The 23946-nt window shown below is 68.4% G+C and carries 22 protein-coding genes and 4 pseudogenes; 13 read left to right on the top strand and 13 right to left on the bottom strand.

Annotated features, from left to right (window positions below; all coding sequences use genetic code 11):
- Positions 1-100 precede the first annotated feature (100 nt).
- The 3 genes from AB0C82_RS34060 to AB0C82_RS34070 all read right to left on the bottom strand — a co-directional run bounded on the left by AB0C82_RS34060 (position 101) and on the right by AB0C82_RS34070 (position 2585).
- Positions 101-685, bottom strand: a complete 585-nt coding sequence (locus tag AB0C82_RS34060) for a rhodanese-like domain-containing protein (protein WP_362849996.1) — start codon at positions 683-685, stop codon at positions 101-103.
- 90 nt (positions 686-775) lie between these two features.
- Positions 776-2164, bottom strand: coding sequence for a rhodanese-like domain-containing protein (locus AB0C82_RS34065; protein ID WP_362849999.1), 1389 nt, complete (start codon positions 2162-2164; stop codon positions 776-778).
- A gap of 97 nt (positions 2165-2261) precedes the next feature.
- Complete coding sequence (locus tag AB0C82_RS34070; RefSeq protein ID WP_362850002.1) at positions 2262-2585, bottom strand: rhodanese-like domain-containing protein; 324 nt, start codon at positions 2583-2585, stop codon at positions 2262-2264.
- Between the two features lie 304 nt (positions 2586-2889).
- Here AB0C82_RS34070 and AB0C82_RS34075 point away from each other — a divergent pair, with 304 nt between their 5' ends.
- Positions 2890-4167, top strand: coding sequence for an MFS transporter (locus AB0C82_RS34075; RefSeq protein WP_362850004.1), 1278 nt, complete (start codon positions 2890-2892; stop codon positions 4165-4167).
- A 256-nt stretch (positions 4168-4423) separates the two neighbouring features.
- Here the strand turns inward: AB0C82_RS34075 and AB0C82_RS34080 are convergent, their stop codons facing one another.
- From AB0C82_RS34080 to AB0C82_RS34090, 3 genes and pseudogenes are all read right to left on the bottom strand, one after another.
- Positions 4424-5722: an amidohydrolase family protein gene (locus AB0C82_RS34080; protein WP_362850007.1), complete on the bottom strand. Its 1299-nt coding sequence runs from the start codon at positions 5720-5722 to the stop codon at positions 4424-4426.
- A 407-nt stretch (positions 5723-6129) separates the two neighbouring features.
- Positions 6130-6638: pseudogene (locus AB0C82_RS34085) on the bottom strand (MMPL family transporter).
- 89 nt (positions 6639-6727) lie between these two features.
- The gene (locus AB0C82_RS34090; protein WP_331762980.1) at positions 6728-7312 is read right to left on the bottom strand and encodes an XRE family transcriptional regulator; all 585 of its coding nucleotides are present in this window, start codon (positions 7310-7312) and stop codon (positions 6728-6730) included.
- A gap of 115 nt (positions 7313-7427) precedes the next feature.
- Between AB0C82_RS34090 and AB0C82_RS34095 the strand changes: the two genes are divergently transcribed.
- The 3 genes from AB0C82_RS34095 (at position 7428) to AB0C82_RS34105 (ending at position 9729) form a co-directional block, all read left to right on the top strand.
- Entirely contained in the window at positions 7428-8264 is an 837-nt protein-coding gene (locus tag AB0C82_RS34095; RefSeq protein ID WP_362850011.1) for an EamA family transporter, read from the top strand.
- Positions 8265-8305: 41 nt separating this feature from the next.
- Positions 8306-8953: an FMN-binding negative transcriptional regulator gene (locus AB0C82_RS34100; protein ID WP_362850014.1), complete on the top strand. Its 648-nt coding sequence runs from the start codon at positions 8306-8308 to the stop codon at positions 8951-8953.
- Positions 8954-9021: 68 nt separating this feature from the next.
- A complete protein-coding gene (locus AB0C82_RS34105; RefSeq protein ID WP_362850016.1) occupies positions 9022-9729 on the top strand; it encodes a phenylalanine--tRNA ligase beta subunit-related protein in 708 nt (235 codons plus the stop codon).
- Between the two features lie 668 nt (positions 9730-10397).
- Here AB0C82_RS34105 and AB0C82_RS34110 read toward each other — a convergent pair.
- On the bottom strand, positions 10398-11252 hold the full coding sequence (locus tag AB0C82_RS34110) for a hypothetical protein (protein WP_362850018.1): 855 nt from the start codon (positions 11250-11252) through the stop codon (positions 10398-10400).
- A gap of 86 nt (positions 11253-11338) precedes the next feature.
- Here AB0C82_RS34110 and AB0C82_RS34115 point away from each other — a divergent pair, with 86 nt between their 5' ends.
- The 4 genes and pseudogenes from AB0C82_RS34115 (at position 11339) to AB0C82_RS34130 (ending at position 13385) form a co-directional block, all read left to right on the top strand.
- Positions 11339-11788 (top strand): DUF3592 domain-containing protein, encoded by a 450-nt coding sequence (locus tag AB0C82_RS34115; protein WP_362850021.1) that lies wholly within the window; start codon positions 11339-11341, stop codon positions 11786-11788.
- A gap of 133 nt (positions 11789-11921) precedes the next feature.
- Positions 11922-12053 (top strand): annotated as a pseudogene (locus AB0C82_RS34120) (Ku protein); the annotation flags it as partial.
- 123 nt (positions 12054-12176) lie between these two features.
- Positions 12177-12323: pseudogene (locus AB0C82_RS34125) on the top strand (IS5/IS1182 family transposase); the annotation flags it as partial.
- Positions 12324-13073: 750 nt separating this feature from the next.
- Positions 13074-13385 carry a hypothetical protein gene (locus AB0C82_RS34130; protein WP_362850023.1) on the top strand — a complete coding sequence of 104 codons (312 nt, stop codon included), beginning with the start codon at positions 13074-13076 and terminating at the stop codon, positions 13383-13385.
- Positions 13386-13914: 529 nt separating this feature from the next.
- Here AB0C82_RS34130 and AB0C82_RS34135 read toward each other — a convergent pair.
- Positions 13915-14577, bottom strand: a complete 663-nt coding sequence (locus AB0C82_RS34135) for a helix-turn-helix domain-containing protein (protein WP_362850026.1) — start codon at positions 14575-14577, stop codon at positions 13915-13917.
- Positions 14578-14640: 63 nt separating this feature from the next.
- On the opposite strand from AB0C82_RS34135, the gene AB0C82_RS34140 reads away from it, so the two are divergent.
- Positions 14641-15261 carry a class I SAM-dependent methyltransferase gene (locus AB0C82_RS34140; protein ID WP_362850028.1) on the top strand — a complete coding sequence of 207 codons (621 nt, stop codon included), beginning with the start codon at positions 14641-14643 and terminating at the stop codon, positions 15259-15261.
- A 646-nt stretch (positions 15262-15907) separates the two neighbouring features.
- On the opposite strand, the gene AB0C82_RS34145 is transcribed toward AB0C82_RS34140, so the two are convergent.
- Positions 15908-16633 (bottom strand): GNAT family protein, encoded by a 726-nt coding sequence (locus tag AB0C82_RS34145; protein WP_362850048.1) that lies wholly within the window; start codon positions 16631-16633, stop codon positions 15908-15910.
- On the opposite strand from AB0C82_RS34145, the gene AB0C82_RS34150 reads away from it, so the two are divergent.
- Positions 16535-16867, top strand: a complete 333-nt coding sequence (locus AB0C82_RS34150; protein WP_362850051.1) for a TetR family transcriptional regulator C-terminal domain-containing protein — start codon at positions 16535-16537, stop codon at positions 16865-16867. The genes AB0C82_RS34145 and AB0C82_RS34150 overlap by 99 nt on opposite strands.
- A gap of 201 nt (positions 16868-17068) precedes the next feature.
- Here the strand turns inward: AB0C82_RS34150 and AB0C82_RS34155 are convergent, their stop codons facing one another.
- From AB0C82_RS34155 to AB0C82_RS34165, 3 genes are read right to left on the bottom strand one after another with little or no spacing between them, the layout of a single operon-like run.
- Positions 17069-17524: a peptidoglycan-binding domain-containing protein gene (locus AB0C82_RS34155; protein ID WP_362850031.1), complete on the bottom strand. Its 456-nt coding sequence runs from the start codon at positions 17522-17524 to the stop codon at positions 17069-17071.
- Between the two features lie 57 nt (positions 17525-17581).
- The gene (locus AB0C82_RS34160; RefSeq protein ID WP_362850034.1) at positions 17582-18250 is read right to left on the bottom strand and encodes a hypothetical protein; all 669 of its coding nucleotides are present in this window, start codon (positions 18248-18250) and stop codon (positions 17582-17584) included.
- Positions 18247-20640 carry a glycoside hydrolase domain-containing protein gene (locus tag AB0C82_RS34165; protein ID WP_362850037.1) on the bottom strand — a complete coding sequence of 798 codons (2394 nt, stop codon included), beginning with the start codon at positions 20638-20640 and terminating at the stop codon, positions 18247-18249. The genes AB0C82_RS34160 and AB0C82_RS34165 overlap by 4 nt, the downstream gene beginning before the upstream one ends.
- A gap of 334 nt (positions 20641-20974) precedes the next feature.
- Here AB0C82_RS34165 and AB0C82_RS34170 point away from each other — a divergent pair, with 334 nt between their 5' ends.
- The 3 genes and pseudogenes from AB0C82_RS34170 to AB0C82_RS34180 form a co-directional block, all read left to right on the top strand.
- Positions 20975-21736 (top strand): peptidoglycan-binding protein, encoded by a 762-nt coding sequence (locus tag AB0C82_RS34170; RefSeq protein WP_362850040.1) that lies wholly within the window; start codon positions 20975-20977, stop codon positions 21734-21736.
- A complete protein-coding gene (locus AB0C82_RS34175; RefSeq protein ID WP_362850043.1) occupies positions 21733-22554 on the top strand; it encodes a helix-turn-helix transcriptional regulator in 822 nt (273 codons plus the stop codon). Before AB0C82_RS34170 ends, AB0C82_RS34175 begins: the two co-directional genes overlap by 4 nt.
- A gap of 210 nt (positions 22555-22764) precedes the next feature.
- Positions 22765-23028, top strand: a pseudogene (locus AB0C82_RS34180) (tryptophan synthase subunit alpha); the annotation flags it as partial.
- Between the two features lie 99 nt (positions 23029-23127).
- Here the strand turns inward: AB0C82_RS34180 and AB0C82_RS34185 are convergent.
- Positions 23128-23649, bottom strand: coding sequence for an SMI1/KNR4 family protein (locus AB0C82_RS34185; RefSeq protein ID WP_362850045.1), 522 nt, complete (start codon positions 23647-23649; stop codon positions 23128-23130).
- Positions 23650-23946: the final 297 nt, after the last annotated feature.

Here is a 23946-nt window from a genome sequence, read left to right on the forward strand (position 1 = left end):
CGGCGCGGGCTGGACCATTGCCGGTATGGCGGGACTCCCAGGCACGCACCTCACCTCACGGGGCCCCCGTATAGATACCGCCGGACCTCGATCAGGATGGTCACGACGTACTCCGCAGCTCCGCGATCACAGTGCGGATGTCGGGGCGCGGCCCGCGGTTGTACGGCAGCTTCGACAGCACGACTCCCATGGCGCACGAGTTGCTGACGGCGGCGTAGGTGAGGCCGGCGCCGATCGCGGTACCGATCAGGTGCGCACCGGGAACAAATACGCCGACAAGGCCGGTGGCCAAGACGACCGAGCCGGCCACGAGGCGCACCTGGCGCTCCATGTCCCACCGCTCGGGACCCCGGTTGAGGGGTGCGCCGGCGGTCTCCCAGGCGACGATACCGCCTTCCAGGACGCGGAGGTTGGGTATGCCCGCATCGGCCAGGGCCTTCTCGGCCTGCGCGGCGCGCTGGCCGGAGCGGCACACCAGCACGACGTCCTCGTCCAGGTGGGTCAAGAGCTCGGCCCGGTGTTCACGAAGGGTGTCCAGGGGGACGTTGTACGAGCCGGGGATGTGCGCCGTACGGAACTCGCCGGGTGTGCGGACGTCGAGCAGGCGGGGAGCCGCTCCTTCCTGGACGAGGCGGTACAGGGCGGCGGGGGTGAGGGGGGAGGTGGGCACGGGGGTGGTGCTCATGAGGTTCCTTCGGGTCGCCCCATATACCCATGGGGGTATATGGGGGAGCTGGTGGGGCCCGGTTGGGTTGCGGGCCCCGGGGGACGTCGGTCAGGCGTTCGCGGGCTCGGCCGACAGGGCCCAGGCGGCGTGTCCGCCGAGGATGTCGGAGATGTCGGTGAAGCCGCGGTGGCGCAGGAGGCTCGCCGCGATGGAGGAGCGGTGCCCGCCGGCGCAGTGGAGGACGAGGGGCCGGTCGGCGGGCAGCTCGCCGCTGCGGGCGGGCAGTTCGCTCAGGGGGATGTGCAGGGCGGTCTCGATGAAGCCGTTCGCCTCGCGCTCACCGCAGGTGCGAACGTCCACGACGACGGGAGGGTTGTCCCCGGCGAGGGCGGTGCGCAGGTGCGCGGCGGTCACACGGCTCGCCGGAGTGACGTCGTCGGCAAGTGTCTCCAGGGCGTCCTCGGGGTTGCGCAAGTAGCCGACGGCGTGGTCGAAGCCGATCCGGGCGAGGCGGGTGACGACTTCCTCCTCCCGGTTCTGCGGTGCCATGACGACCAGTTCGTCGGCCGGGTCGAGCACGGTGCCGGCCTGTTCGGCGAAGCGTCCGTCCGCGGGGACGTTGACGGCGCCGCGCAGGTGTCCGGCTGCGAACTCCTGCGGATCACGGGCATCCACCACGATCGCTCCTGCGGTGCGCAGCGCGGTGAACTCTGCGAGCGTCAGCGGCCGGGGGGCCGTCGTCGCGTCGTAGCGGGCGCGGTTCTTGCGGTTCAGCTCAGCGTCGTAGGCGAAGTATCCGGGCGCGGTCGACTGGTCGGCCGTGACGAGCGTGACGAACTCTTCGCGGTCCATCGGGGCGCACGCGTAGTTGGTGGCACGCTGTTCGCCGATGGTGGACTGCTTCTCGGTCGAGAGGTTCTTGCCGCAGGCGGAGCCGGCGCCATGGGCGGGGAAGACGCGCACCGCGTCGGCAAGTCCCATCAGCTTGTTCTGGACGCTGTCGTGGAGCATCGCGCCGAGTTCCTCGGCGGTGACGCCGACGGAGGCGAGGAGGTCAGGGCGGCCGACATCGCCGATGAACAGCGCGTCACCGGTGAGGACGCCGTACGGGACGGTGTCGTCGGCGTGCTCGTACACGAGGACGCTGATCGACTCGGGCGTGTGCCCGGGTGTCTCCATGGTCTCCAGGGTCACGTCCCCGAGGGAGATCCGCTCACCCTCGGCCAGCAGGCGTATGGGGTACTCGGTCTCGGCCCGGCGGCCGTAGCCGATCCACGCACCTGTCTCGTCGGCCATCTCCAGGTGACCGGCGACGAAATCCGCGTGGAAGTGTGTGTTGATCACACCGACCACTGTCAGGCCGTGCGCGGAGGCGTCGGCCAGGTACTCGGAGATGTCCCGCCGCGGATCTACGACCACCGCCTGACCGGTCTCGTCGTCGGCGATCAAGTACGACGCCTGGGAGAGGCAGTCGAGGTAGTACTGGGTGAAGAACACGGCAATCCCTTCATGAGGAACGCGCACCGCGAGGTGGGTGCGAGGGCGTTGTGTCACGGGTCGGTGCCACAACCGGGGTGTCGGACGAGAGCGGTGCTCAGGCGGTGCGCACGCCCGTCCCGTGGACGAGCGGGCGACCGGCGCGGGCCCAGCCCGCAGTGCCGCCCACGACCGAGACGGCGTCCACTGCGGAACTCGCGAGGTGCTCGGCGGCCCACGCGCTGCGGTTGCCGCTCGCGCAGATCACGTACACCGGCCAGTCGGCGGGCAGCTCACCGAGTGCGGCATCCAGCGCCGACAGCGGAAGGCTGAGCGCTCCCGGTACATGGCCTGCCACGTACTCGTCGAACTCGCGGACGTCGATGACGAACGCGCCATCGGCGAGCTCGGCTGCGAAGACGTCCAGAGGTGTCTCACGCATCGAGGTATCCCTTCTAGATACCCCCCTGGGTATTTATGTACTCGACGGTAGGTCGACTTCGGCGAGGAAGTCAAATACCCCCCTGGGTATCTTGATCACAGAGGTACGGGAACAGAGCCTGCTCGGTCAACATACGGGTGGGGGTATTCTGAAGTGCAGGTATGAGGTGCCTGAGTGGCTCAAGACCGATACCGCGCAAAAGAAGGAAGGCCACGCGCAGGTCTGCGGCGGGTCCACCTCGCCGGCCCCTCAGTGCTTGCCCAGCGCCTTCCCCACCTCGTCAAGGCACGAAGGACATCCGCCCGTGAACACCGCACCTACGGCCGCTTTGCCGCGCGACGCCCAGGGGCGTCCTGTCCGGCTCGGGCTGCGGGAGAACTGGCTTCAGTTCTCCCTGCTGGTCCTCGTCAACATCGCCGTGGGCGGCCTGGTCGGTCTGGAACGAACCACCGTGCCGCTCATCGGCACCGACACCTTCGGCCTGACGAGCGACCTGGCTGTCTTCTCCTTCATCATTGCCTTCGGCCTCACCAAAGCCCTCACGAACCTCGCTGCCGGAACGCTGACAGCCCGCTTCCGCCGCAAACAGCTCCTCGTCGCCGGCTGGCTGATCGGGATCCCCGTACCCTTCGCCCTCGCCTGGGCGCCGTCCTGGGAATGGATCGTCGCCGCGAACGTCCTGCTCGGCCTCAACCAGGGTCTGACCTGGTCAATGACCGTCAACATGAAGATCGACCTCGTAGGGCCTTCCCGCAGAGGCCTGGCCACCGGGCTGAACGAGGCCGCAGGCTACACCGCCGTCGGCGCCACCGCCCTGCTCACCGGCTACCTCGCCAGCTCCTACGGGCTGCGCCCCGTCCCGGAACTCATCGGCGCCGTCTTCGTCGCCGCCGGCCTCGCTCTGACCATCGCCGTACGGGACACCGCCGCACACGTCGCCCTCGAACTCGCCCAGCACACCAAGCCCCTGCCCAACGGTGAGAGCACAGGCCTGGCTGCCACGTTCGCCCGCACCTCCTGGCGCAACCGCTCTCTGCGCGGCGCCAGCCAGGCCGGCCTGGTCAACAATCTCAACGACGGCCTGACCTGGGGCGTCTTCCCCCTGCTGTTCACCGACCACGGTCTCGGCCTCGCCGCCATCGGCCTCATCAAAGGCCTCTACCCGATCTTGTGGGGCATCGGCCAGATACCCACCGGCCACCTCGCCGACCGCATCGGGCGCAAACCCCTCATCGTCACCGGCATGCTCGTCCAAGCCGCCGGCCTCATCCTGGCCCTCACCCTGCTGGATACTCCGCTCCTGGCCGGAATCCTGTCCGCCGTCGCCCTCGGCCTCGGCACCGCCATGGTCTACCCCGCCCTCATCGCCTCCGTCTCCGACCACGCCCACCCCACCTGGCGCGCCAATGCCCTGGGCACCTACCGCTTCTGGCGTGACATCGGCTACGCCGCAGGAGCGCTCATCGCCGGAATCCTCGCTGATCTCCTCGGCCTGAACGCCACCGTCATCGCAGCCGCCGTCCTCACCGCCGGCTCAGGGCTCCTCGCCGCCCGCTGGATCACCGACACCACAAAGCACTGACGGCCCGCGCCCGGCCGGGACGGGGGCCGGGCGCGGTCGGTCATGGACCTCAGCTGTCTGGTGTGGAGGGTTGACGCTCGGCGTCGGATGCACTGCCGACGTATCCGCCCAACCCGCCCCGTGGTTGCGGAGATGAACTGGCTGAGACCGGTACCGCCCGCATGCAGTCGCCCGGCCTCGTCACTCCGTTCCTCATGACTGTCGGGTCCAGGAAGAAGACGTTTGACCTCCTTGGCCCTTCATCCGGTGCTTGCCTCTACGGGACCAGGTCGGGCAGACCCGCGGAGGCGAGGACCTCGGCCCGGTCGATGGCGATGCGTCCCTCCTTGAGCACGGCGTGCACAAGAGCCGGGTCGGCGAGGGCATCGATGCCGCCCAGCGGGTTCGTGCCGCAGACGACGAGGTCGGCGGCCTTGCCGGCGACCAGACTGCCGGTGGCGTCACCCACGCCGCACAGATCGGCGGCGTCGGAGGTGGCTGCTCGGATGGCCTGGAGCGGCGTCATGCCGCCGATGCGGACGAGGAGTCCCAGTTCCTTGAGGTTCTGCCCGTGCGGGGCGATCAGGCCCGCGTCGGTGCCCATCGCGACACGGATTCCGGCTGCCACGGAACGGGCCACGGACTCCTGGGCGACCCGGTGCCAGTGCGCGGCCTTCGCGTGTACGGCCGCCGGCACGGTGGACGGGTCGGGATCGGCCATGGTCTCCAGGAGGGTGGGCACCAGGAACTGGCCGCGTTCGGCCATCTCCGCCCGCAGTTCGTCGGTGAGAGCGTAACCGTGTTCGATGCTGCGGACCCCGGAGCGAACAGCCGCGGCGATACCGGCCTCCCCGATCGCGTGCACCGCGACGGGAAGGCCGCCGTAGGACTCGGCCTCCTCCACGGCCGCGCGGATCATCTCCGCACGCAGTCCGAGCCATTCGGGCTGGTCGTGCGGGGAAGTGACCCCTCCGCTGGCGGCGAGCTTGACGCAGTCGGCGCCGACGGCGACAAGCTCGCGTACGCGGGTACGGATGTCGTCGACGGTGTCCACGATGCCGGAAGGGCTGCCTGGGAAGGCGACGGCGGAGGCTAGGGCGTCGATGCCGCTCGAGAGGCGGAAGTCGGCGTGCCCGGCCGTCTGGCTCAGCATGCTCACCGCGACCAGGAGTCGCGGCCCCGCGATGCGGCGTTCAGCAACCGCCTGCCGGAAGCCCGCGTCGAGTCCCATGAGGTCGCGTGCCGTGGTCACCCCGTTGTGCAAGGTGACACGGAGCCGTTCGATCACCTTCAGGGTCCGGTAGCTGACGGGTTCGGCCGCACCTGCCAACGGGCTCTCCACCGGACCCGGCAGGGCGAAGTGCACGTGCGCGTCGATGAACCCCGGGCAGACGGTCCGCCCGCCGAGGTCCACGCGGGTCGCCTGGCGCAGGCTGGGATCCTCCGGCGCCTCGTGGGCAGGGCCGCACCAGCGGATGAGGGCGTCTTCGACCACCAGGATCCCATCGGATACCGGCGGGGCACCCGTGCCGTCGATGATCCGGGCATTGTGCAGGACGACAGGAGTCGGGGGCACGGCGATCCTTCGAGTTCGGACAGCGGTGAGGCGATCGTGCCACGGCAGCCCTCCGGCCTCGGGGACCCTGGCATCGTGCCGCCCGGTGGAGGCGGAAGCCGGTGCGTCCCGCCGTTGCCTCGGGTCCCCGGGGCTGAGATTCGGATCCGGGTCACCCCGCCAAGAAGAAGAAGCTCCCCCTGTCCTGGACGGCGCGCCTGCCGATCAGGCAGTGGACTTCATGCCTCAGAACTACGACCCTCGTGCCGTCGAAACCCCGTGGCAGGGGCGCTACGTCCTCCTGCCGACTGACGACGACAACACGCCGTGAAGAGGCGGAGCCGGCCAGAGCTCCCCGGCGTCGGTGCGGCGCCGGGAGCGGACGGGCCGGCCCCGCCGGTCCGGGTCAGCCGATCCGGGTCACGGCGCTAACGAGTGGGAGTGGGACGCGGCGCCGCGGCCGGTGTGGCAGCGGGCTCGGCCGGTGTGGCAGCGGGCTCGGCCGGTGTGGCTGGCGTCATGGGGTGTCTTGGGCGTTCGGGCCACAGGGCGTGGTCGCCGAAGAGGCGGACGAAAGCAGGAACCAGGAGTGGCCGGATGAGGAAGGTGTCCAGCAGGATCCCGAAGGCCATGGCGAAGCCGAACTGGAAGAGTTCGCGGATCGGTTGGGTCATCAGGACCGCGAATGTGGCAGCGAGGATGAGGCCCGCCGAGGAGACGACTCCGCCGGTGCGAGTGAGGGCGGCACTGATGGCTCGGCCGGGGGCAAGGTGCGCAGTTCCTGCTTGAACCGGCTCATGATGAAGATGTTGTAGCCGATGCCCAGCGCGACGAGGAAGACGAAGACGTATGCGGTGACCCGGTTGCCGACGCCTTCGTCGCCGAGGACGGTCAAGGTGAAGAAGGTAGTGGCGCCCAGGGTGGCAAGGAACGACAAGACAACAGGTGTGGTGCTATCGCCAGTTCAGGTGATCCGCGAGGCCAGGGTTGTTGACGCGGCTTACCGACCCACCCGCACATTGAAGGTCAGGCCGTGGAGGCGGGGCCGGGCGGTAGGTGGACGGTCATGATCAGGTGGCATGTTTCGGTGCCGGCGCCGCGGTAGGTGTGGGGGACGTCGCCGTCGAAGGTGGCGGTCTGTCCGGCTTCTACGGGGTGTTCGGTGCCGTCGACGATCAGGATCATCCGGCCGGAGGTGGCGCTGACGGTTTCCACGACTCCGGCCTGATGGGGGTGGCTGGGGTATTCCTCGCCCGGCTGGAGTTGCCAGCGCCAGACCTCAGTGGGGGCTGGGCCCGAGGTCGTCAGCATGAGTCGGGCTTCGCTGCCCTGCTCGCCGGTCCACAGAGGCATCACCGTGTCGGCGGAGACGACGCGGACACGGCCCTCGGCCCGCCCCTCCATGAGCGTGGACACGGAAACGCCGAGCGTGTCGGCCAGCCGGACCAGCGTCGCGAAGTTCGGGTTTCCCTGCGCCTTCTCCAATGCGACCAGGGCGCCCTTGCTGACCGTGGCGCGCCGGCCGAGTTCATCCAGGGAGAGCCCGGCCCGGGTGCGGGCCGCCCTGACGTTGTGGGCGAGCGTCCGCAGGGCTGCGTCCGTCTCGGCCATCCGATCACCATCCTCGCTTGGACCACTGGAATGCACCGTGCGGTCGGTTGGTTGACATGAGTCGGTCGGTTCGTTGTACGGTTTAGTCGTTCCATTGCATAATAAGGGATGTACCGTGATTGCTCTGCTGCTGGCCTTGGGCAGTTCCCTCGCCTATGGGTGCGCCGACTTCCTCGGTGGCCTCGGCGCCCGCAAGGCCCATGTACTGCGCACCGTGATGATCGCGGCCCCGGCTTCTCTCGCGGTCGAGATCATGCTGTGGCCGGTGCTCGGCGCCTCGTTCAGTGCCGGCGCACTCGGCTGGGGTGCTGCGTCCGGGGTCGCTTCGGCCGCCGCGTTCGCCCTGCTCTACAAGACTCTGGCGATCGGCCCGATGAACGTGCTCTCGCCCGTGACCGCGTTGGTTTCCGCCATGCTGCCCGTCGGCGTGGGTCTGATGCAGGGCGAGCACCTGGGCGCCATCGGTCTGGTGGGTCTGCCACTCGCGCTGGCCGCGGTGGTGATGGTCAGTGCCGGTCGTGGCGCCGGGTCGGCGCGCCCCTCCCGCACGGCGCTGCTGTTGGCCCTCGGTGCCGGTGCGGCAATCGCCCTCCAGCTGATCTTCTTGCACCAGGCGCCGTCCGACAGCGGGGTAGCCCCGTTGATCGTGGGCCGGGCGGTCTCCTCGGCCGTCACCCTGGCCGCGGCGGGGCTGATGTTTCGCAGGCTGGGCTCCGAGAAGCCCGCCTATGCGGTCTCGGCGGCGGCCGGCGTGCTGGACTCGGTGGCGAACCTTCTGTTCCTCGTGGCCGCCCGAAGCGGGGATCTCGCCGTCGTTGCCGTCATCACCGCCCTCTACCCGGCGGGCACTGTTCTGCTCGCCCGCAGCGTGCTGGCCGAACGGATCCACCGCGGCCAGCTGGTCGGGCTCGGCACTGCCGCCCTCGCCGTCGGCCTTCTCGCCCTGACTTGAGCCGCGGCCCACCCCATCGTCGATCGCGCAAGGAGAGAAGCATGTTCATCCAGCCCTGGGACGCCGCCCTGGACGCGGCCGAATGGCAGACCTGGATCGCCGCCGGTCACGACTTCGGCCAGCTGAGCGTCAACGGGCCGCCCGGTCAGCCGCCCGCCGTCGTCCCCACCCACTTCACCACCGACAACGGCGACCTGCTGATCCACCTGGCCCGGCCCAACCCGGTCTGGAAGGCGATCGAGCACGACCCGAACGTCACGTTCACCGTCATCGGCGACTACGCCTTCATCCCTGGCCCCTGGCGCGCCAAGCCCGACATCCCGCCTACCGACGGCGTCCCCACCAGCTACTACGCCGCCGTGCAGTTCACCTGCCGCGCACACCTGGTCGACGACCCCGAGGCCAAGGCCGAGCTGCTGCGCTGCCAGCTCGCCCATTTCCAGCCCAACGGCGACCACGCCCCCGTCGCCGTCGGCCGGCCGCCCTACGGCCGGATGCTGTCCGCCATCCGCGGCCTGCGCCTTCAGGTCACCGAAGTGCGTGCGAAGTTCAAGTACGACGACCACAAGCCCGTAGAACAGCGTGCCGACGTGGCCGACCGCCTCACCGAACGCGAACAGGGCCTCGACGTTCCCACCGCACGGCAGCAGCGCCGCCGCCTGGACCGCCTCGGCCCCTGGAAGCCCTGACCTCCACCCCGCACGCACACACGCACGCACGCACGCACGCACGCACGCACCGAGGATCGGAGCCCTTCATGACCGACTTCCGTATCGCACCCGCAGTCGCCGACGCCTTCCCCGACACCCTCATCGCCGTGGTCACCGCCACCGGCCTCCGCGGCCACGAGTCCTGGCCCTCCACCGCCACCGCCCTTCAGGACCTGGAGCAGCAACTCGCCGACGGCACCTGGCAGCCCGCCGACGAGACCGACCCGAGGATCGAGGCGTGGCACACCGCCTACCGGGCCTTCGGTACCAACCCCCGCCGCATCCGCCCCAGCGTTGACGCGCTCGGCCGCCGCTTCACGAAGAAGAGGGCTCTGCCGCGCATCAACCCGGCCGTCGACTCCTACAACGCCGTCTCCGTCCAGCACGGCCTGCCGGCCGGCGCCTTCGACCTGGACCAGATCGCCGGTGCCGTCGACATCCGATACGCCGACGGCACCGAGGAATTCACCCCGCTCGGCGAGCCCGGGACCGTCGAGAACCCCAAGCCCGGCGAGATCATCTACACGGACACCAGCGGCGTCCTGACTCGCCACTGGAACCACCGCGACGCCCACCGCACCCGCGTCACCGAAGACTCCACCCACGTCGCCTTCGTCCTCGAAACCCTCCACACCACCCGCGACGGCAACCTCCTCACGGCCGCAGCGCTGGAACTGCAGGGGCTGCTCGCCCCGCACTCCGAACAGACCGCCGCGTACTACCTCAGCCCCGACCATCCCCAGGTCACCGTCTGAAGACCGACCCGGTCCCTGGACGCGGTCTCGCGGCGGGGAAGCCTTCGCAGATTCCGTGAGCTCGTCCCAGTGGCCGATCACTCGCGTTGCTTCAGGGCCCGTGTCAGCTCACGTTTGGCGGCGCGGGCGGCCTCCAGCTCTTCGGCGTCGTCGAGTTGGCCGCGTGTGGTCACGAGTTCCTGGTCAAGCATCGTGATGCGTTGCTGGAGCTGGTCGATGTCGGCCGCGGCCCCGATGCGATCTCTCGGTTTCGTACCAGCGCGCCACCTGCACGAATACCGCCCCGTGACAGCGGAATCACCCCGATCTCTCACATCCATGACAGTGAGACCTGTCCAGGAAACAGACCCCCACCTGCACGAACGCACAAACCCTCGCTGTCTCTCACGCCCCTGTCATGAAACCGAGAGATCGCACGCCCCGCGCGGACCCCGCCCCGCCCTCGGCCAAGGTCCACCGGCGTGCCGAGACCGCTCGTAAGCCGTCCCCGCCTTCGAAGGATGCCCATCGGGCCGACTGACGACGGGAGGGCACTGCGGGAGCGTCTGCGGCTGCAGGCCGTGGCGTGTAAGGAGTGCTTGTCGATGTCCAACACCCGGTTCCTCCTCCCTCCTCGACGCCTCGACCGTTCGTGCCGCTGCGGCACGACCCGACGGGCAGGACGAGGATCAGCCTGTGAGGGCGGGGAGCACGAGCTGGTACGTCCCGTAGTCCATGAACCCCGCGATGACGGCGGCGACCATCGCAACGACGAGTATGAACACCTTCTCGCCCGTCGGAGGGCAGACGGCGGCGTACGCGGGGTTATTCGGGTGGTAGGCGATCCGGACGGTCTTCCCCTTGCTGTGGCCGACGATGTAGCGGGTCACGCCGTCGGTGGCCGAGAACGCGTGGACGGTGTCGCCGTCGTCCTCCCGGAACACCTGCCGCCCCTCCACCGTGATGCCGTGGCGGGGCAGGTACCAGTCCCGCCACACCATCGCGAACAGCATCACGACGAAGTAGGAGCAGGCCACGCCCGTCGCCCCGAGCAGCAGCGTCGCGATCGCCCGGCTCCAGTCCCCGCCCAGCACACCGACGACGACGGCCAGGGCTGCGATGGCCGCGCAGCCGGTGTACATCAGCCGGATGCCGTGGGAGGGCAATCCGCGTTGGACCAGGTCCTCGTCCGCTTCGTCTTCGTCCTCGTCACCGATCACCAGGCTCCGGGTCACGACAAGCGTGGAGCCGTCGACTGTCTCCTCGTCCGCGGTCTGTTCCGGCAGAGCGGCGTTCACCGCGTCGGCGAAGACGCCTGCGGCGGCCGCGCTGACGTCGCTGACGCGGTACGCCGTCGGATCGACTCCCGCTGGAGCGGTCAGCTCCAGGAGGATGTCGCGCCGTTCGGCGTGGACCCGGGCGATCGCGGCGAACGGTATGCGCAGCTCGGCGTCCGGACGCCGCAGCAGCAGTTCCTCACCGGTGGAGCGGAGTTCGGTGCCCCTGTCGCCACGGAGGACGGGGACGGGCGAAGAGATCGACATGTGAGTGATCGTAGGTGGCGAAGTCCCTACTGGTGAAGAGTCTGTGGGGCTTTCGGAATGAACCTGTGGTGTCGTACCGTCCGTCTGTGAACCTGGTGATGACCGTGCTCCTCCTTGCCGTCCTCGCATCAGCGGCCTTCTGCTTCTTCGGCCTGATACTGGTCAAAGGCGAAGGAGCGGAGCTCAAGAAGATGACGGAGCTATACGAATCCGGCGTCGAGGTGCGAGCAGAGCTGGTGAGCCTAGCGCCGTTCGGCACCGACGGCTACGCGAGCGCTGTCTACGAGTGGCAGTCCCCGGAAGGCTCCGGCCGACACCAAAAGGGTGCGAACGTGGGCCACGCCCACGTCGTCGGACAGAGCTACCCCCTCGTCTTCGACCCGCAGAACAGCAGGCGGGTGCACCTGGGGACGAAGGTCGCGGTCCACAGGGAGCGCAAGCGCCGCCAGGGCTACGTACGCAACGCCCAGCGAATGGCGCTCCTGGCCCTCGCGGGCGGCGCCTTGGCGACGGTGGGGCTGATCATCAGCCCCTGACGGCCGTGAAGGTTCGAACGCGGGCAGCTGATGACGACTACAAGCGGGCTGCTGTCCGGCGGATCTTGAGGGACGACGGCCAAAGGAGGATATGGGGGCCACCGTGGCGAGGCCGGCCCGATCGAGGTTCGCTTATCTCGCGGCGACCGAGACCGTCGCCGCGAAGCTGTACGCCCTCCTGCGACAGGCCCTGGAGCGCAGCAGTAAGGTCGCCGTCGCAAAGTTCGCCCAGCGCGCCCACGAGCGGCTGGGGCTCCTGCGGATCAAGTGGCCTACATCCCGGGCCCGATCGGCGAGGGGCATCCCCCGCTCGCGCAGAGAGCACCCCTCTTTGACCTGAGGCGTTAGACGTCGTTTCTTATGGCGGTTGTCGGTCGTTGAACGGTGTATGACGGATCTGGTTGAGCGGCTGGTGCCGGACGAGTTGTGGGGGTTGTTCCAGCGGGTGGTGCCGCCCACGGAGGTGCGACGTCCGCAGGGCGGAGGCCGACGTCGGGCGGGTGACCGTGAAGTTCTGGCTGCGGTCGTCTTCGTGCGGTGTGGCTCACCTGTTATGCGCAAGGGCTTGGCCAGCGCGTCAAAGCCGCAGGAAGTACTCGTCCGGCATCTCCCACCATGGCTTAGCGGACGCCTGGTCCTCGAGGACATACATGTAGTAGTCGTCATCGAAAAGGATCACGGGACCGATCGGTACGTTCTTTGACGGCGTATGGGGCACGCGGAAGTTCCGACGCCCACCACAGTGGGCATTTACGCCGCCAGCGTGATCACGAAGCCGACACCTCGCACGCGGCTTTGAATGCCTCAGCCGTAGAACGGAAGCCCGATATGGGAATGCTGGAATTCAGCGTTTGGAGGCACCGCAGCCGAACGGCTCGTTAGGGCCGGGCGGCGGAACCGCCCTCGGTGCCAGCCCCGCCTCCATGCCTTGAGCGTCACGGTCGGCACCACCCGAGACGCAGCAACGCTGATGCCGCCTACGGGCGTCACTGGTCTTCGGAGCTGCACGCGAAGCCGCCTCAGCTGCGGGTCCTGGCCCCGCAGAGGGCGCGGTTCGGGCTCGAGGGTTAGCGGCGTGTCGGTGGTTGAGTCCGGAGGGAGGATCCGGCATCACGGGCGCACCCACCCCCCAGTCCTGCGGCGCCGCACCCACCGGTGCGGCGCCGTTCCTGTGCGTGCCGAGCAAGTACAGCGCCCTGATCAAGGGAACGTCAGTCGCCTGGTGCTGAGTGCCTGCTTTTTAGCCCAGTGGCTTGATCCAGCCGGATCGGGGCAGACAGGACTTGTGTCCTCCGCGTCGCCCGACCTGCTGCCCCAGGTTCGGCATGCCTTGATCCAGGCGGGGTTTTATCTGGTTGGCGAAGACGCAGAGGACAGCAGACCCGGGCTCGCGGTGACGAAGGTGCCTGCCGGGGCGCTGGTGAAGTGGACGGCCTCGGATGGATTCACCGCACTGGCGAAGGACCAGCCGGGCGTCTCAGGCGACAGCATGAAGGCAGTCGTGCAAGCTGCAGTCTCGGGCCTATTGCTCCAGCTGGGACACTCCGTCGTGGAACCAGAAGACGGCGGCGGCCTGCTGGTCCTGGCAGATAAGTAAGTGCCTGCTTCTGAGCCCAGGGACACGGCGGCTCGGTAGGCTCGTCAGGCATCTGGCGGAAATTCCGCACTCTGGACGTTGCTCGGCCGTCCGGGTCTTCGACTGGCTGTTCTATCGAGGGACCATCGACTGCTACCAAGCACCGATCCTGGACGCTCGGCTGCGAGATGAACTGATCGGGCTCTACCAGCCCCGGCCAGACGACCTGCCTGCGGAGTCCACCAATACGGACGAGATCGCCACGTTCTTCACCGCGCACCTCGGTTGGTGCCTGCTGCCCGAGGAAGCGCCACCACCAACCACGGCACCGCCCCCGGACGACCAGTGGCAGTCTGACCGACGAGCAGGATGGCTGAGCTGACCTTCTTGCCGTCAGCAGATTTCTGCGAAAGCCATGTCGTTTGAGAATGCCGCGGGGCGACGTTCTCAAGTGACATGGCACGCCAGCAGGTAAGCAGCCCTCTACCCGCCAGATGAACTGCCACAGGACAGAACGGGAGCGAACCGTCAGGGCATCGTCCCGGGTGGCCTACTCGTGGTCGGTGCAGAGGTGGGTAGTCAGGGCCGCGCAGGCCCACTCCTCCCAGGCGTCAGGAGACCAGCCCCGGTCGCGAACGAAGATCAGGTACAACTCCGGGCTGAGCAGCCCGTACAGCAGGTCGGCGGCGCGGGCGGTATCGACGTCGGGGCGGGCGTCCGGCTTGGAGGTCAGTGCCTTGGCTGCGGCGTGCTGGACGGTGTAGCGCGGGTCGGGGCCGGCGGGCCAGTGCGCGGCGATCTGCGGGTCCGTGGCTGCGGCAGCCGCGATCAACGGCATGATTGGAGCGATGCGGTCCAGGATGTCGCGTACACCCTGTACGTGGGTACGCAGTTGCCCGGCCGCTGTGGGCTCGGCGCACGCGGCGCGGAACCATTCGCGGTCCATCGTGGCGACCGGTTCGTCGTCACCCGCGATGGACGTGTCGACGACGTCCTTGAACAGCGCGCGCTTGTTGCGGAAAACGAAGTAGACAGTCTGGACGGCCACACCCGCGTGATCCGCAACCTCCTGAAGGCTTGTCGCGCCATACCCCTGGGCAACGAACAGTTCACGCGCCGCCGCAACGATCTTCTCACGGGTCCGCCGCGAACGCTCGGCCCGCTTGTCGGGGCGCTTGACGTTCTGTCCGTCGAATCCCTTGACTGCGTCCATACTGAAAGTCTATCTCTAGAGGCAGTCACTAGAGACGAACTCTAATTTCTCTGAGGAGTAGCGATGAGTGAGACTCGGACGGCTGCGGAGCTCGACCAAGAAGCATCTGTGCGCAGCGTGTTGGAGGACTTCTACCGGGACGGCAAGCCGCCGTGGGACAGCGGCGTCACGCCGCCCGAGCTGGTGGCCCTCCTAGAGGGGCCCGAAGCGCCGAGGGCGGGCCGGGTGCTCGAACTCGGCTGTGGCACCGGGACCAACGCGGTCTACCTGGCCCAGCACGGCTGGCAGGTGACTGCCGTAGACCTGGTCGACCGCGCGGTCCGGCAGGCGAGGGAGAAGACCGCCGCGGCCGGAGCGGACGTCACGGTGCTGTGCGCGGACGCCACCCGCCTCGACGAGGTGGGCGTGCCCGGCCCATACGACCTGTTCTTCGACCTGAGCTGCTACTGCGGGATTCCACCGCACCGCCGCGACGCCTACGCCGCCGGCGTCACCAACCGTGCCGCCCCCGGTGCATGCTTGTTGATGTTCGCCTACGGGCCCGGGGCGTTTGACGACTCGTGGTCCGGCGTCACTGCGGACGAACTCAGCACCAGATTCCCTGGGTGGCAGCTGACCGACGTTACGCCGGGCACGAACCCGGTCCCGACCTTCTGGTTCACGCTGCGCCGGGCCGCCGCATGAGTTGAGGCGGCAAAAGAAGCTTTGTGACTCACCTCTGACCAGCGGGAACATAGCAACACCGTCCGAGGCGGAGGCCGCGTCGACAGGCACAGATGACCGGTTCCTACACGAGCTCGTGGCCATGCCGTCTGTTGTCAGGCTGCGGCGTTGCGGGTGAGGGCGACTTGGGGACGCCGGATCGCGGCTTTGCTGCCGTGTACTGCTGGAGGACCGGCGGGACGGCGCCGAAGGTGGGGCCGTCTTCGGCGGCCATGGCGCGCCGGTGCAGATCGGCGTGAGGGCGGTGGCAGCTGCCCCGAGCAACCAGGCTGGGCGTCCGTGGACGTGGGCGATGGCAACAGCAGCGTACGAACGCTTCCCGCTGGTTCCAGTCGGTCAACCCCCAGGAGGGCCTGCTGGGAATGCGGGGTGCCCACGGCGGCGTGCAGGCGGGCGGCGGCCTTGACCGCGACGGTACGGTCAGCGGGCGTCACGGCCCACGCCTGATCCCGAATCAACCGTACGGCCTCCTCCACCAGTCCTTCGATATCCGGCCACCATGTGTCCGCGGCCGTCACGCACGCAGTCGGTGAGCGCGCTCACCGACTGGCGGGCTGCCGGTGCGCTCACCGGCGGCCGCAGGCCGGGGAGCGCACTTGCCCGGGAGTCATGCCGTAGTGGTTGCCGCCACATCGTCCCAGGCCAGCGAGGCGATACGCCATCCTGCCGGAGTTCGAAGGAACTGGGTGGTCTTGTGGCCGGAGCTCTGGAACGACTCACCATGGTGGATGCCGGACTTGCGGTATCGGCTGAACCGGTGCGCTATCGATCCGAGAATCTCGGTACTTTCGGATACCTCCCATTCGGAGAACTCCGTCAGCGTCCCGTCCGTGAGCATCTTCTGCCGGGGCTCGATGAAGGCGTCGAGGTCGTAGATCACGGGCTTGACCCCGACGTTCGATATGATCCTGCCCTGGGGGATGAAGACGTCGCGGATGACGTCGAGTTCAGAGCGGCTGCCTCCGGTGTTGGTAAAAGCGCCGGCGAACCCTGCCATCAGCCGATCGAGCTCGGCCTTGACACCGGCCTCGGGCGCTTCGGACGCCTCACCGGGGCAGGGCCATTCCTCGGAAAGGACTGACCAGACTTCGCTGTCGTGCCGCACACCGCGGTGGGCAGAGCGCCGCCGCAGCACTCCTTCACGGGTCACACCCAACCGCTGTGCGACATCGACGCTGCGGGTGTTGCCCGCCGCGACCCACCATTCGACGCGGCTCATCCTGGCCGAAACCGCATCTGGGTCAGTTCCTGGGACGTTTCCCTCGCCGACGATGAACTGGCCAGGCAACAGGCCGACCGATACACCCGTCTCCGCTCGGCCATCAGCCCCCACTTCGAGGTCGCGCGCGACCTCGGCCAGCTGCCCGCAGACGCCGATCCGGAACAACTATCGGCAGGCGCCGTCGCCTTCGTACATGGACTCGTCGTGCAGGCCCTCTTCGACCCCGGCCGATTCCCTGAAGACGTACAGATCGCCATGCTCGACGACTTCCTCACTGCGATCGCAAGGCCACGGTTCGCCAGCGACGGCAGCCGAGCCGCCCCGGATGCCTTTGAACGGCCCTGAGGGGGCGGTCAGTCGAAGACTGGTCCGCCTCAGGAATGCCGATCGACCTCGGGAAAGAGTGGACCGATCGTCTCGGCCGAATCGAGGCTTTCACCATCAGCAAGAAGGTCTCGGCCGACGACCGCAAAAGGGGCGGAGGGCCTGCCGGTCGTCGGCAGGCCCTGCGCCCTGGCGCGGTCGTGAACGCTCCCGGACGGTCCGTCAGATCTGACTGCAGTCGTCGTAGCCGGGGGTGACGGGCTTGAAGTAGTGGATGAGCGCGTCGCGGGTGTTCGGGCCGTAGACGCCGTCACCCGTGACGCCCGACCCGTTCTGCGCCCGTATCAGGGCCAGGCGGGTGTTCTCGCCGAAGTCGTTGTCCACGCTGAGGTTCTCGCGGTAGCACTTGTTCAGAGTGCGCTGGAGCGCGCCCACGGCGGAGCTGTTGGAGCCCTTACTCATCTGGCACGTCCTGGTGACGCTGCTGCTGGTGCGGTACACCGGAATCTGCGCCTCGCCCAGCCACTCGCCGAAGTTCAGGCGGACGGCGGTCGTCGAGTTGCACCAGCCGATGGCGGCGGCGGGTGTGGCGGTCAGGAGGGTGCCGCCCATGCCGGCCAGCACCATCGTGCCGGAGATGAAGGCCGCTTTCGTGCGGGTCATCCGGGTCTTTGCCATGCTGTTTCTCCTCTGTCACGTGCTTCGGTGGATGAAGTGGTTCACAGGAGGGGCGGGTCAGCCGTTCCCTCGCTGGGCCTGCGCCAGCCGGCGCGCCTGCTTCCGCCGTTCCGGGGTGGCCGGGTCGTCCGGTGCCCCGGGGTGCGGAGCGTCGTGGCGGGCCGGGCCGGCGCCGAACGCCGCGGTGAGGCCCCCGAGGGTGCGGGAGTCCGGCTTCACGTCGATCTGGAAGTGGTCCGCGGTGGCCGGTGACAGATCGAGGCCCCAGCGCACGGTGCCGTCGCAGTCCGCGAGGATGTCGCGCACGATCGCCGTCTGGTGCGGCCACAGGCCGTCGCCCGCGCCGGGGAGGACCAGCGCGGTCCCGGAGAGGCGGTTCGACGCGTAGGCGGTCCGCACCGCGCGGTCGGTGGTGTGGCCCAGGACGTCCGAGGCGGCGTGGAGCGGCATGACCTCGTAGTGCCAGCGCCGCGCCACATGCAGCAGGACGGCGGCTGCATCCGCGTGCAGACGGACTGTGGCCGGGGAGCCCTCGATGCGGTACGACTCGACGGCGTCCGGGTCGATGAACCAGCCGTTGTCACTGCGACCCGCGTCCCAGAGCCTCGCCCGGGCGGCTGCGGCCGGTGTGGTGCGGGGCGCGGCGGCGGCGGGTTGCTGCGGCAGGGCCAGCAGCGCGGTGGCCGCTCCCGTGGCCACCAGGAGTGTGCGGCGGTCGATGGTCACGATGCGCCTCCTTCGGCGTCGACGCGGTCGGTGAGCGCCCAGCGGAAGCCGAGCAGGAAGGAGTTCAGTTCGGACGCGGGGATCGCCGTGGGGTACTGCTCGATGTCGAGCCCTTCCTTCTCCATCGCGATGATGTTCACGCCGTACTGCCACGTCTGGTCACCGGTCAGTGCCCGCCTGGCCAGATCCTCGACCCGTACGTAGTCGGCGCCGAACCGGTTCGCGTAGAAGTTGCGCCAGCGCTCCTCCGCGTTGATCCCGCCGGTCGACACCTGTGTGTAGTACTCGGAGACGGCCTCCGACATCCGCTGCCCGGACTGCAGGCGGCGGCTCAGGTTGAACGCGTCGGCGTCCTCGATGAAGTCGCCGTAGCCGAAGGTGGAGTCCACGTCGGTGCGGCCCAGCCGGTCCTGGCAGAACGCCAGACCGGTCGGGTAGGCGTCCCGATTCTTGCGCCACTCGATGTAGAAGGTCAGCAGGTCGCCGCCCCAGCCGGCCATGTCGGCGAGGTTCGGGCTGTCGATGGAGACAGGGCGGCGGAGGAAGCCCTCGGTGGAGGCCATGAGGTGTTGGGTGCCGATCGGCTGCTGGGAGACCGGGTCGGTGAACTCCAGGATGTCCTTGTCAGAGATGCCCTTGCCCTTCGCGTACGAGATCCAGTCGTCGTCGATCGGACGCAGCAGGGCATCCCACACCACACCGTCGTACTCCCCGTGCCGGAGGAACTGCGTGACCAGCTGATTGCGGCTGATTCCCTCCTCGTTCCCGTAGGTATCAGCCGCGGCTTCGAGTTGCCGCAGACGGGCGGCGAACGTGTCGAGTTCCGGTGCCGGGGAGTTGACCGAACCGGATCCCGGGTCAGTCGACCCACGCCAGACGTCGTGGTCGAGATCCCGCACCCCGTCCCCGTCGAAGTCGAACTCGCGGATCTGGTTGATGGACCAGTTGCGCGGCAGCGGGTAGCCGAGGTTTCCGGAGAAGCCCCAGGACATGCCGCTGACGAAGGACCAGCGGGCACCGGTGTTGCGGGACACCTGCTCGCACACGTTCCGCGAGCCGTACACGCCGAACTGGTAGTAGTTGCCGTACTGGGAAAGCTTTGAGCGGACCCCCTTGAAGTACGGGATGATGTACTGGTTGATCTCGGTGCCGATGGCGTCGTAGTCGACCGCGAAGTAGATACACGTGCCCCGGTTGAATCCGAAGCTCCGGGCCTTCTGGTACGCGTTCCAGCCGTCCAGTTCACCTCGTGCGTACGTGAACTCGCCTGCTGCGCCGCCGTAGTACTGCGAGATCGGGAACACGCGCAGTCCCGTGTCGAAGATCGTCTGGAGTTCGCCCGGCTTGATGACCTTGTCGAGCCAGCCCTTGTCGCCCTCCTGCAGTTTCTCGTCCAGGTAGCGGCCGACGAGGCGGTATCCGGCGTTGTACAGAGCCTGGCCGCGCTGCGGGGTGATCGTGGTGATGCCGTCGCATCCGGCGGCGGGCCGGGTCGGATCACCGGAGGAAATCAGCAGCTGCGCCCAAGTCCGGTAGGTACCGGTGGCGTTGACCGGCTCCAGCAGGGAGAAGCGCTTGAAGGCGCGGAGCCATTCGCCGTGTTCCATAGCGGTGAAGGAGAAGTCGTAGGGGTATTCGCCGTAGTCCTCGTCGTACGTCGGCGAGTTGAACAGGCAGGCTGCCTTGAAGAGGTAGCCCAGTGGCGTGTCCAGGTCATCGGGCTCGACGTTGTGGTTCAACAGGCCGGCGATGGTCCCCTCGCCGAAGTACCCGGTGATGTCCGCCGGAGCGATGCCGATCTCGTACTGGATGGCCATCATCAGGCCCTGCTGGACATCGCGCGAGTACACGCCGTCGCAGGGCACGAGGCTCATGGCGGGGATACTGATCCCGAGTACGTAACGGGAGTTGAGTTGGCGCTGGATGCCCTGGACCAGGGTGTCACCGCCGGGCACCAGGCGGAACTGGTCCATGCGCAGCAGTGCCTTGGTCACGCGCGGCCACATGTCGGCGCTGATCGGGATCTCGGGTGGGCAGCCCATACCGGCCCACAGGTCCATGAGCGAGCTCTGGGCCGTGGAGTCCCAGGTGTCGGGGGTCGCCGAGCCGTAGTACCCCTTGCACCACAGCGCGTAGTTGTAGATCCGGACGATGTTCTTGTTCGTCTCGGATCCGGGCCGGAGATTGCGGGACCGCACCTTGGCGTACGTGCCGGGGCCGAAGTTCTGCACGACGGGCGAGATCCCGAGCTCGTGCTGGAGGGCCTGGGTGAGGCTGAGTACGGTGCCCCAGCCGGTGCTGCCGTCCTCGTCGCAGTCGAGGTACCCGTTCACGCCGCCATAGGTCGCGTTCACCCACTTCTGGGCCGCGAGCACGTTCGGATCGTTCATCGTTCCTCTCCTGGAGGTTCGGTCAGGTCCTGGACGTTCGGTCATGTACGGGCGGGGATCGGGGCGCAGGCCGGACCGGAATTCCCCCGACGGCTCCGGACCGGCCGCGGCACGACGGAGCCGTACGCCCCCCGTCCCCGTGCCGGACAGAGCATCCGATGCCGCGCGTGCCGGGCGCTAGAGCCTTCCGGACGGTGGGGCGATCACGGGACGGGACGGCCGCTGCCTGCGGCGATACGGACCCCGGTGAGGTCGGGACGGGACGGGCGCACATCGGTGCCGGTGTTCTGGCATGCTGACGCCCGGCGCAGCCGAACACATATATGGGGGGACCATGGCGCGGTGGAAAGGCCTTTCGGAATCGCTCGATCCGCACCTGCGACAGCTGGTCGTGCTGCTGCGTGAGCACAAGGACCACAAGGGACTGAGCATCGCAGCGCTCGCGGCCAGGACCGGAATCGGCAAGTCCTCCTGGGACCGGTATCTGAACGGCCGGGTGCTGCCTCCCGAGGAGGCCGTCGAAGGGCTAGCCCGGGTCTGTGACACGGAAGCCGCTCCGCTGCTGGAGCTGCGGGAACTGGCTGCCGCGGCGCCGGCCCCCGACGGACCGTCCGAAGGGGAGAGCGCCCCGGTGTCCCGCCCGCCCGTGCCCTGGCTCGCGATGCTGCTGTCCAGTGTCACCACAGCCCTCGTGATGCTGCTCGGACTCCTGCTCGTCGCCCCCTGGGAGGGCGCCACGAAGGCCGGGGACAATGCCGAAAGCACCCCGCTCCCCGGCCCCGTCCACCCGAGCCTCGGTGTCTTCACCTACAAGGCCGGCACGACGTACGAGTGTCAGGTAGCGCGGGACACGGAGGACAAGCTGCTGTACGCCGGGTACAGCCGTACCCGATCCGAGCAGCTCCAGCGTGATGTCTCCGGCTGGTCGGTGGTGGAGGCCCAGTGCCTCCTGGAGCACCGCGGCTTCTCGGCCGGCAGCGTCGACGGTGCCTTCGGGAACAACACGGACCGCGCGGTGCGGCGGCTCCAGGACGCGGCGAAGATCGCGGTGGACGGGATTGCCGGGCCGGATACCTGGAAGGTGCTGCGGAAGTGACCGGGCGGGACATGCCGCCCGAGTGGGCGGGGCTGTGCCGGACCCTGCGGGAGCTGCGTGCCGGTACGGGGCTGAGTCTCGCCGCCCTCGCCGCCAAGACGCCGTACAGCAAGTCGTCCTGGGAGCGGTATCTCAACGGGCGCACGCTGCCGCCCCGGCAGGCGGTCGAGCAGCTGTGCGCGCTGGCCGGGGCCGACCCCCGGCGCCCGCTCGCCCAGTGGGAGCTGGCCGAGACGGTGTGGAGCGGCCGGGCGGGAAAGGGACGGCAGAGCCCGGCGGACGACGAGGTGGCCGCCGCGCCCGCCGACGGGCCCGGATGGCGCGCCCGCCAGCCGCGCCCCTGGGTCCTCGGCGCAGCGATCCTTGTCGTCGTCGCCACCGCCGCGACGCTGGCGGTCCGCCCGGGGCCGTCCCCGGACCCGCTTCCCGCTGTCGATGTCCGGGCCACGGTGCAAGGCCCCGGCTGCCACGGTACCAACTGTACCGGCAAGGACGCCGAGGACCTGGAGTGCTCCAACTTCGCCGAACCGCCCACCACGCTCGGTGAACAGCGGCTCGACGGGACCGTGGTGAAGGTACGGCACTCCGCCGTGTGCGAAACGGTCTGGGCCCGTATCGACCGGGGCACGGAGGGGGACCTGGTGGAGGTCCTGGTGCCGGACATCCCGGCTCAACGGGTCGCCGTCAAGGACCGGTTCGATGCGACGGGCTCGGTCTCCACGCCCATGGCGGCCGCATCCGGTGCCGCGCTGCCCCAGGTCAGGGCCTGCCTGGTCCGGGCGGGCCAACGGCACTGCTTTACGGCGGCCCCGAGCTGAGTGACACCCGCGCCAGTCAGCGGGGCCGGGTCGGTCAGTGGCCCCCGCGGTTCTCCACGCACGGCCCCGTTGCCGGCTGCGGTTCGGCGTGGGCGCCGTGCACCTGGACGGTCAGTTCCTTCGCCGTCAGGCGGCCGGACGCGCATACGTCCCCTGTGTGAACGCTGTAGAGCCCGTCCCAGATGTAGACGCCGTGCTCTCCCTCGTGCGGTGTTCCGTTCGCGGAGTCGCTCCTGCTGGGTCAGCGTCGTCTCGTATGGCCCCCGACGCCTGGCCCACGCACTCGCCGCCGCGAGTGCGGCCGGATTCCTGGTCCCCGACCTCCCTGCGGCGCATACCCGAACATGGCTGACCTCGGCGGCCAGAGCTGGGATCCAAGCCCCACTGCTCGCCGGCCCCGAAGCGCCCACGGCCGTTCTCGCTGCCACCTGCCAAGCGGCCACCGGGTTCATATACATTCCGGCCGCCCACGGACGCACACCGGATACCGCGACACCCGCGATATCGACGCGCTGGCCGCTTTCGCGGTGGTATCTCCTGTCACCAGGACAGGAGATACCACCGCGGTCATTTTCAGGGCAGAAATTCGAAGAACGCCCGGTCAGGCGCGAAGTTGCGAGAACACACCGTCACGTCCCTACCCTTGAGATAAGCCAAAAACCACTCACTGAACGTCATCTCGTAGAGAGTCCAGGCCGGGCTGTCGAACTCCTGGACAACGACGCGCCAGGGCGACGAGGGCTCGGCGGGAACGCGAAGGAAAACCGCCTCGCCCGTCGTGGCCGTCGCCACCGGCATCAGCTGCCCGGTGTCCGCTCCCACCGGACCGGGCAGGAACTCCGCCATGTCCTCCTCGCGCCAGAGCTCGAGGTCCCTCCTGATCATTGCTCCCAGATCATGCAGAAGATGGCCGGCGGGATGCTTCAGATACAACTGCTTGTTGACCAGGATCGAACCGTAGGCGTCGACGATCTCACGGAAGTCCGCAGGAAATTCGATGCCGAGTTCATGCTCCAGTTCGATCCATGGCGCCGGATCCGACCAGTTGAACCGGGGTTCACCCAACAGGGCCGTAATCTCGGGAAGCGTTGCCACCACTAGGTCCTTCTAGCCGTCGAGCCGATGCCTGCCTTGACCGTAGTACAGGAGAAAGTCTCCTCAGCCCCCCTGGGGTCCGTACATGGTCATCCCACCTGAACCGTGGGAGGAACGGCCGAGTAAGGGCCGGGCCTCCGTATACGCGCACGACCTAACCAGCCCCGCACCACGAATCACTGACCGGTCAAGGAGACAGGCTCTAAAGCGTGTTGCAGAACGCTCGGAACTGGGCATTTCCTGTGTATGCGTGGGGTGTTGAGGGTTGAGGCGTTGTGGGTTGAGGCGTTCACGGGT

It is taken from the genome of Streptomyces sp. NPDC048560, assembly GCF_040650955.1.
Classification (GTDB): domain Bacteria; phylum Actinomycetota; class Actinomycetes; order Streptomycetales; family Streptomycetaceae; genus Streptomyces.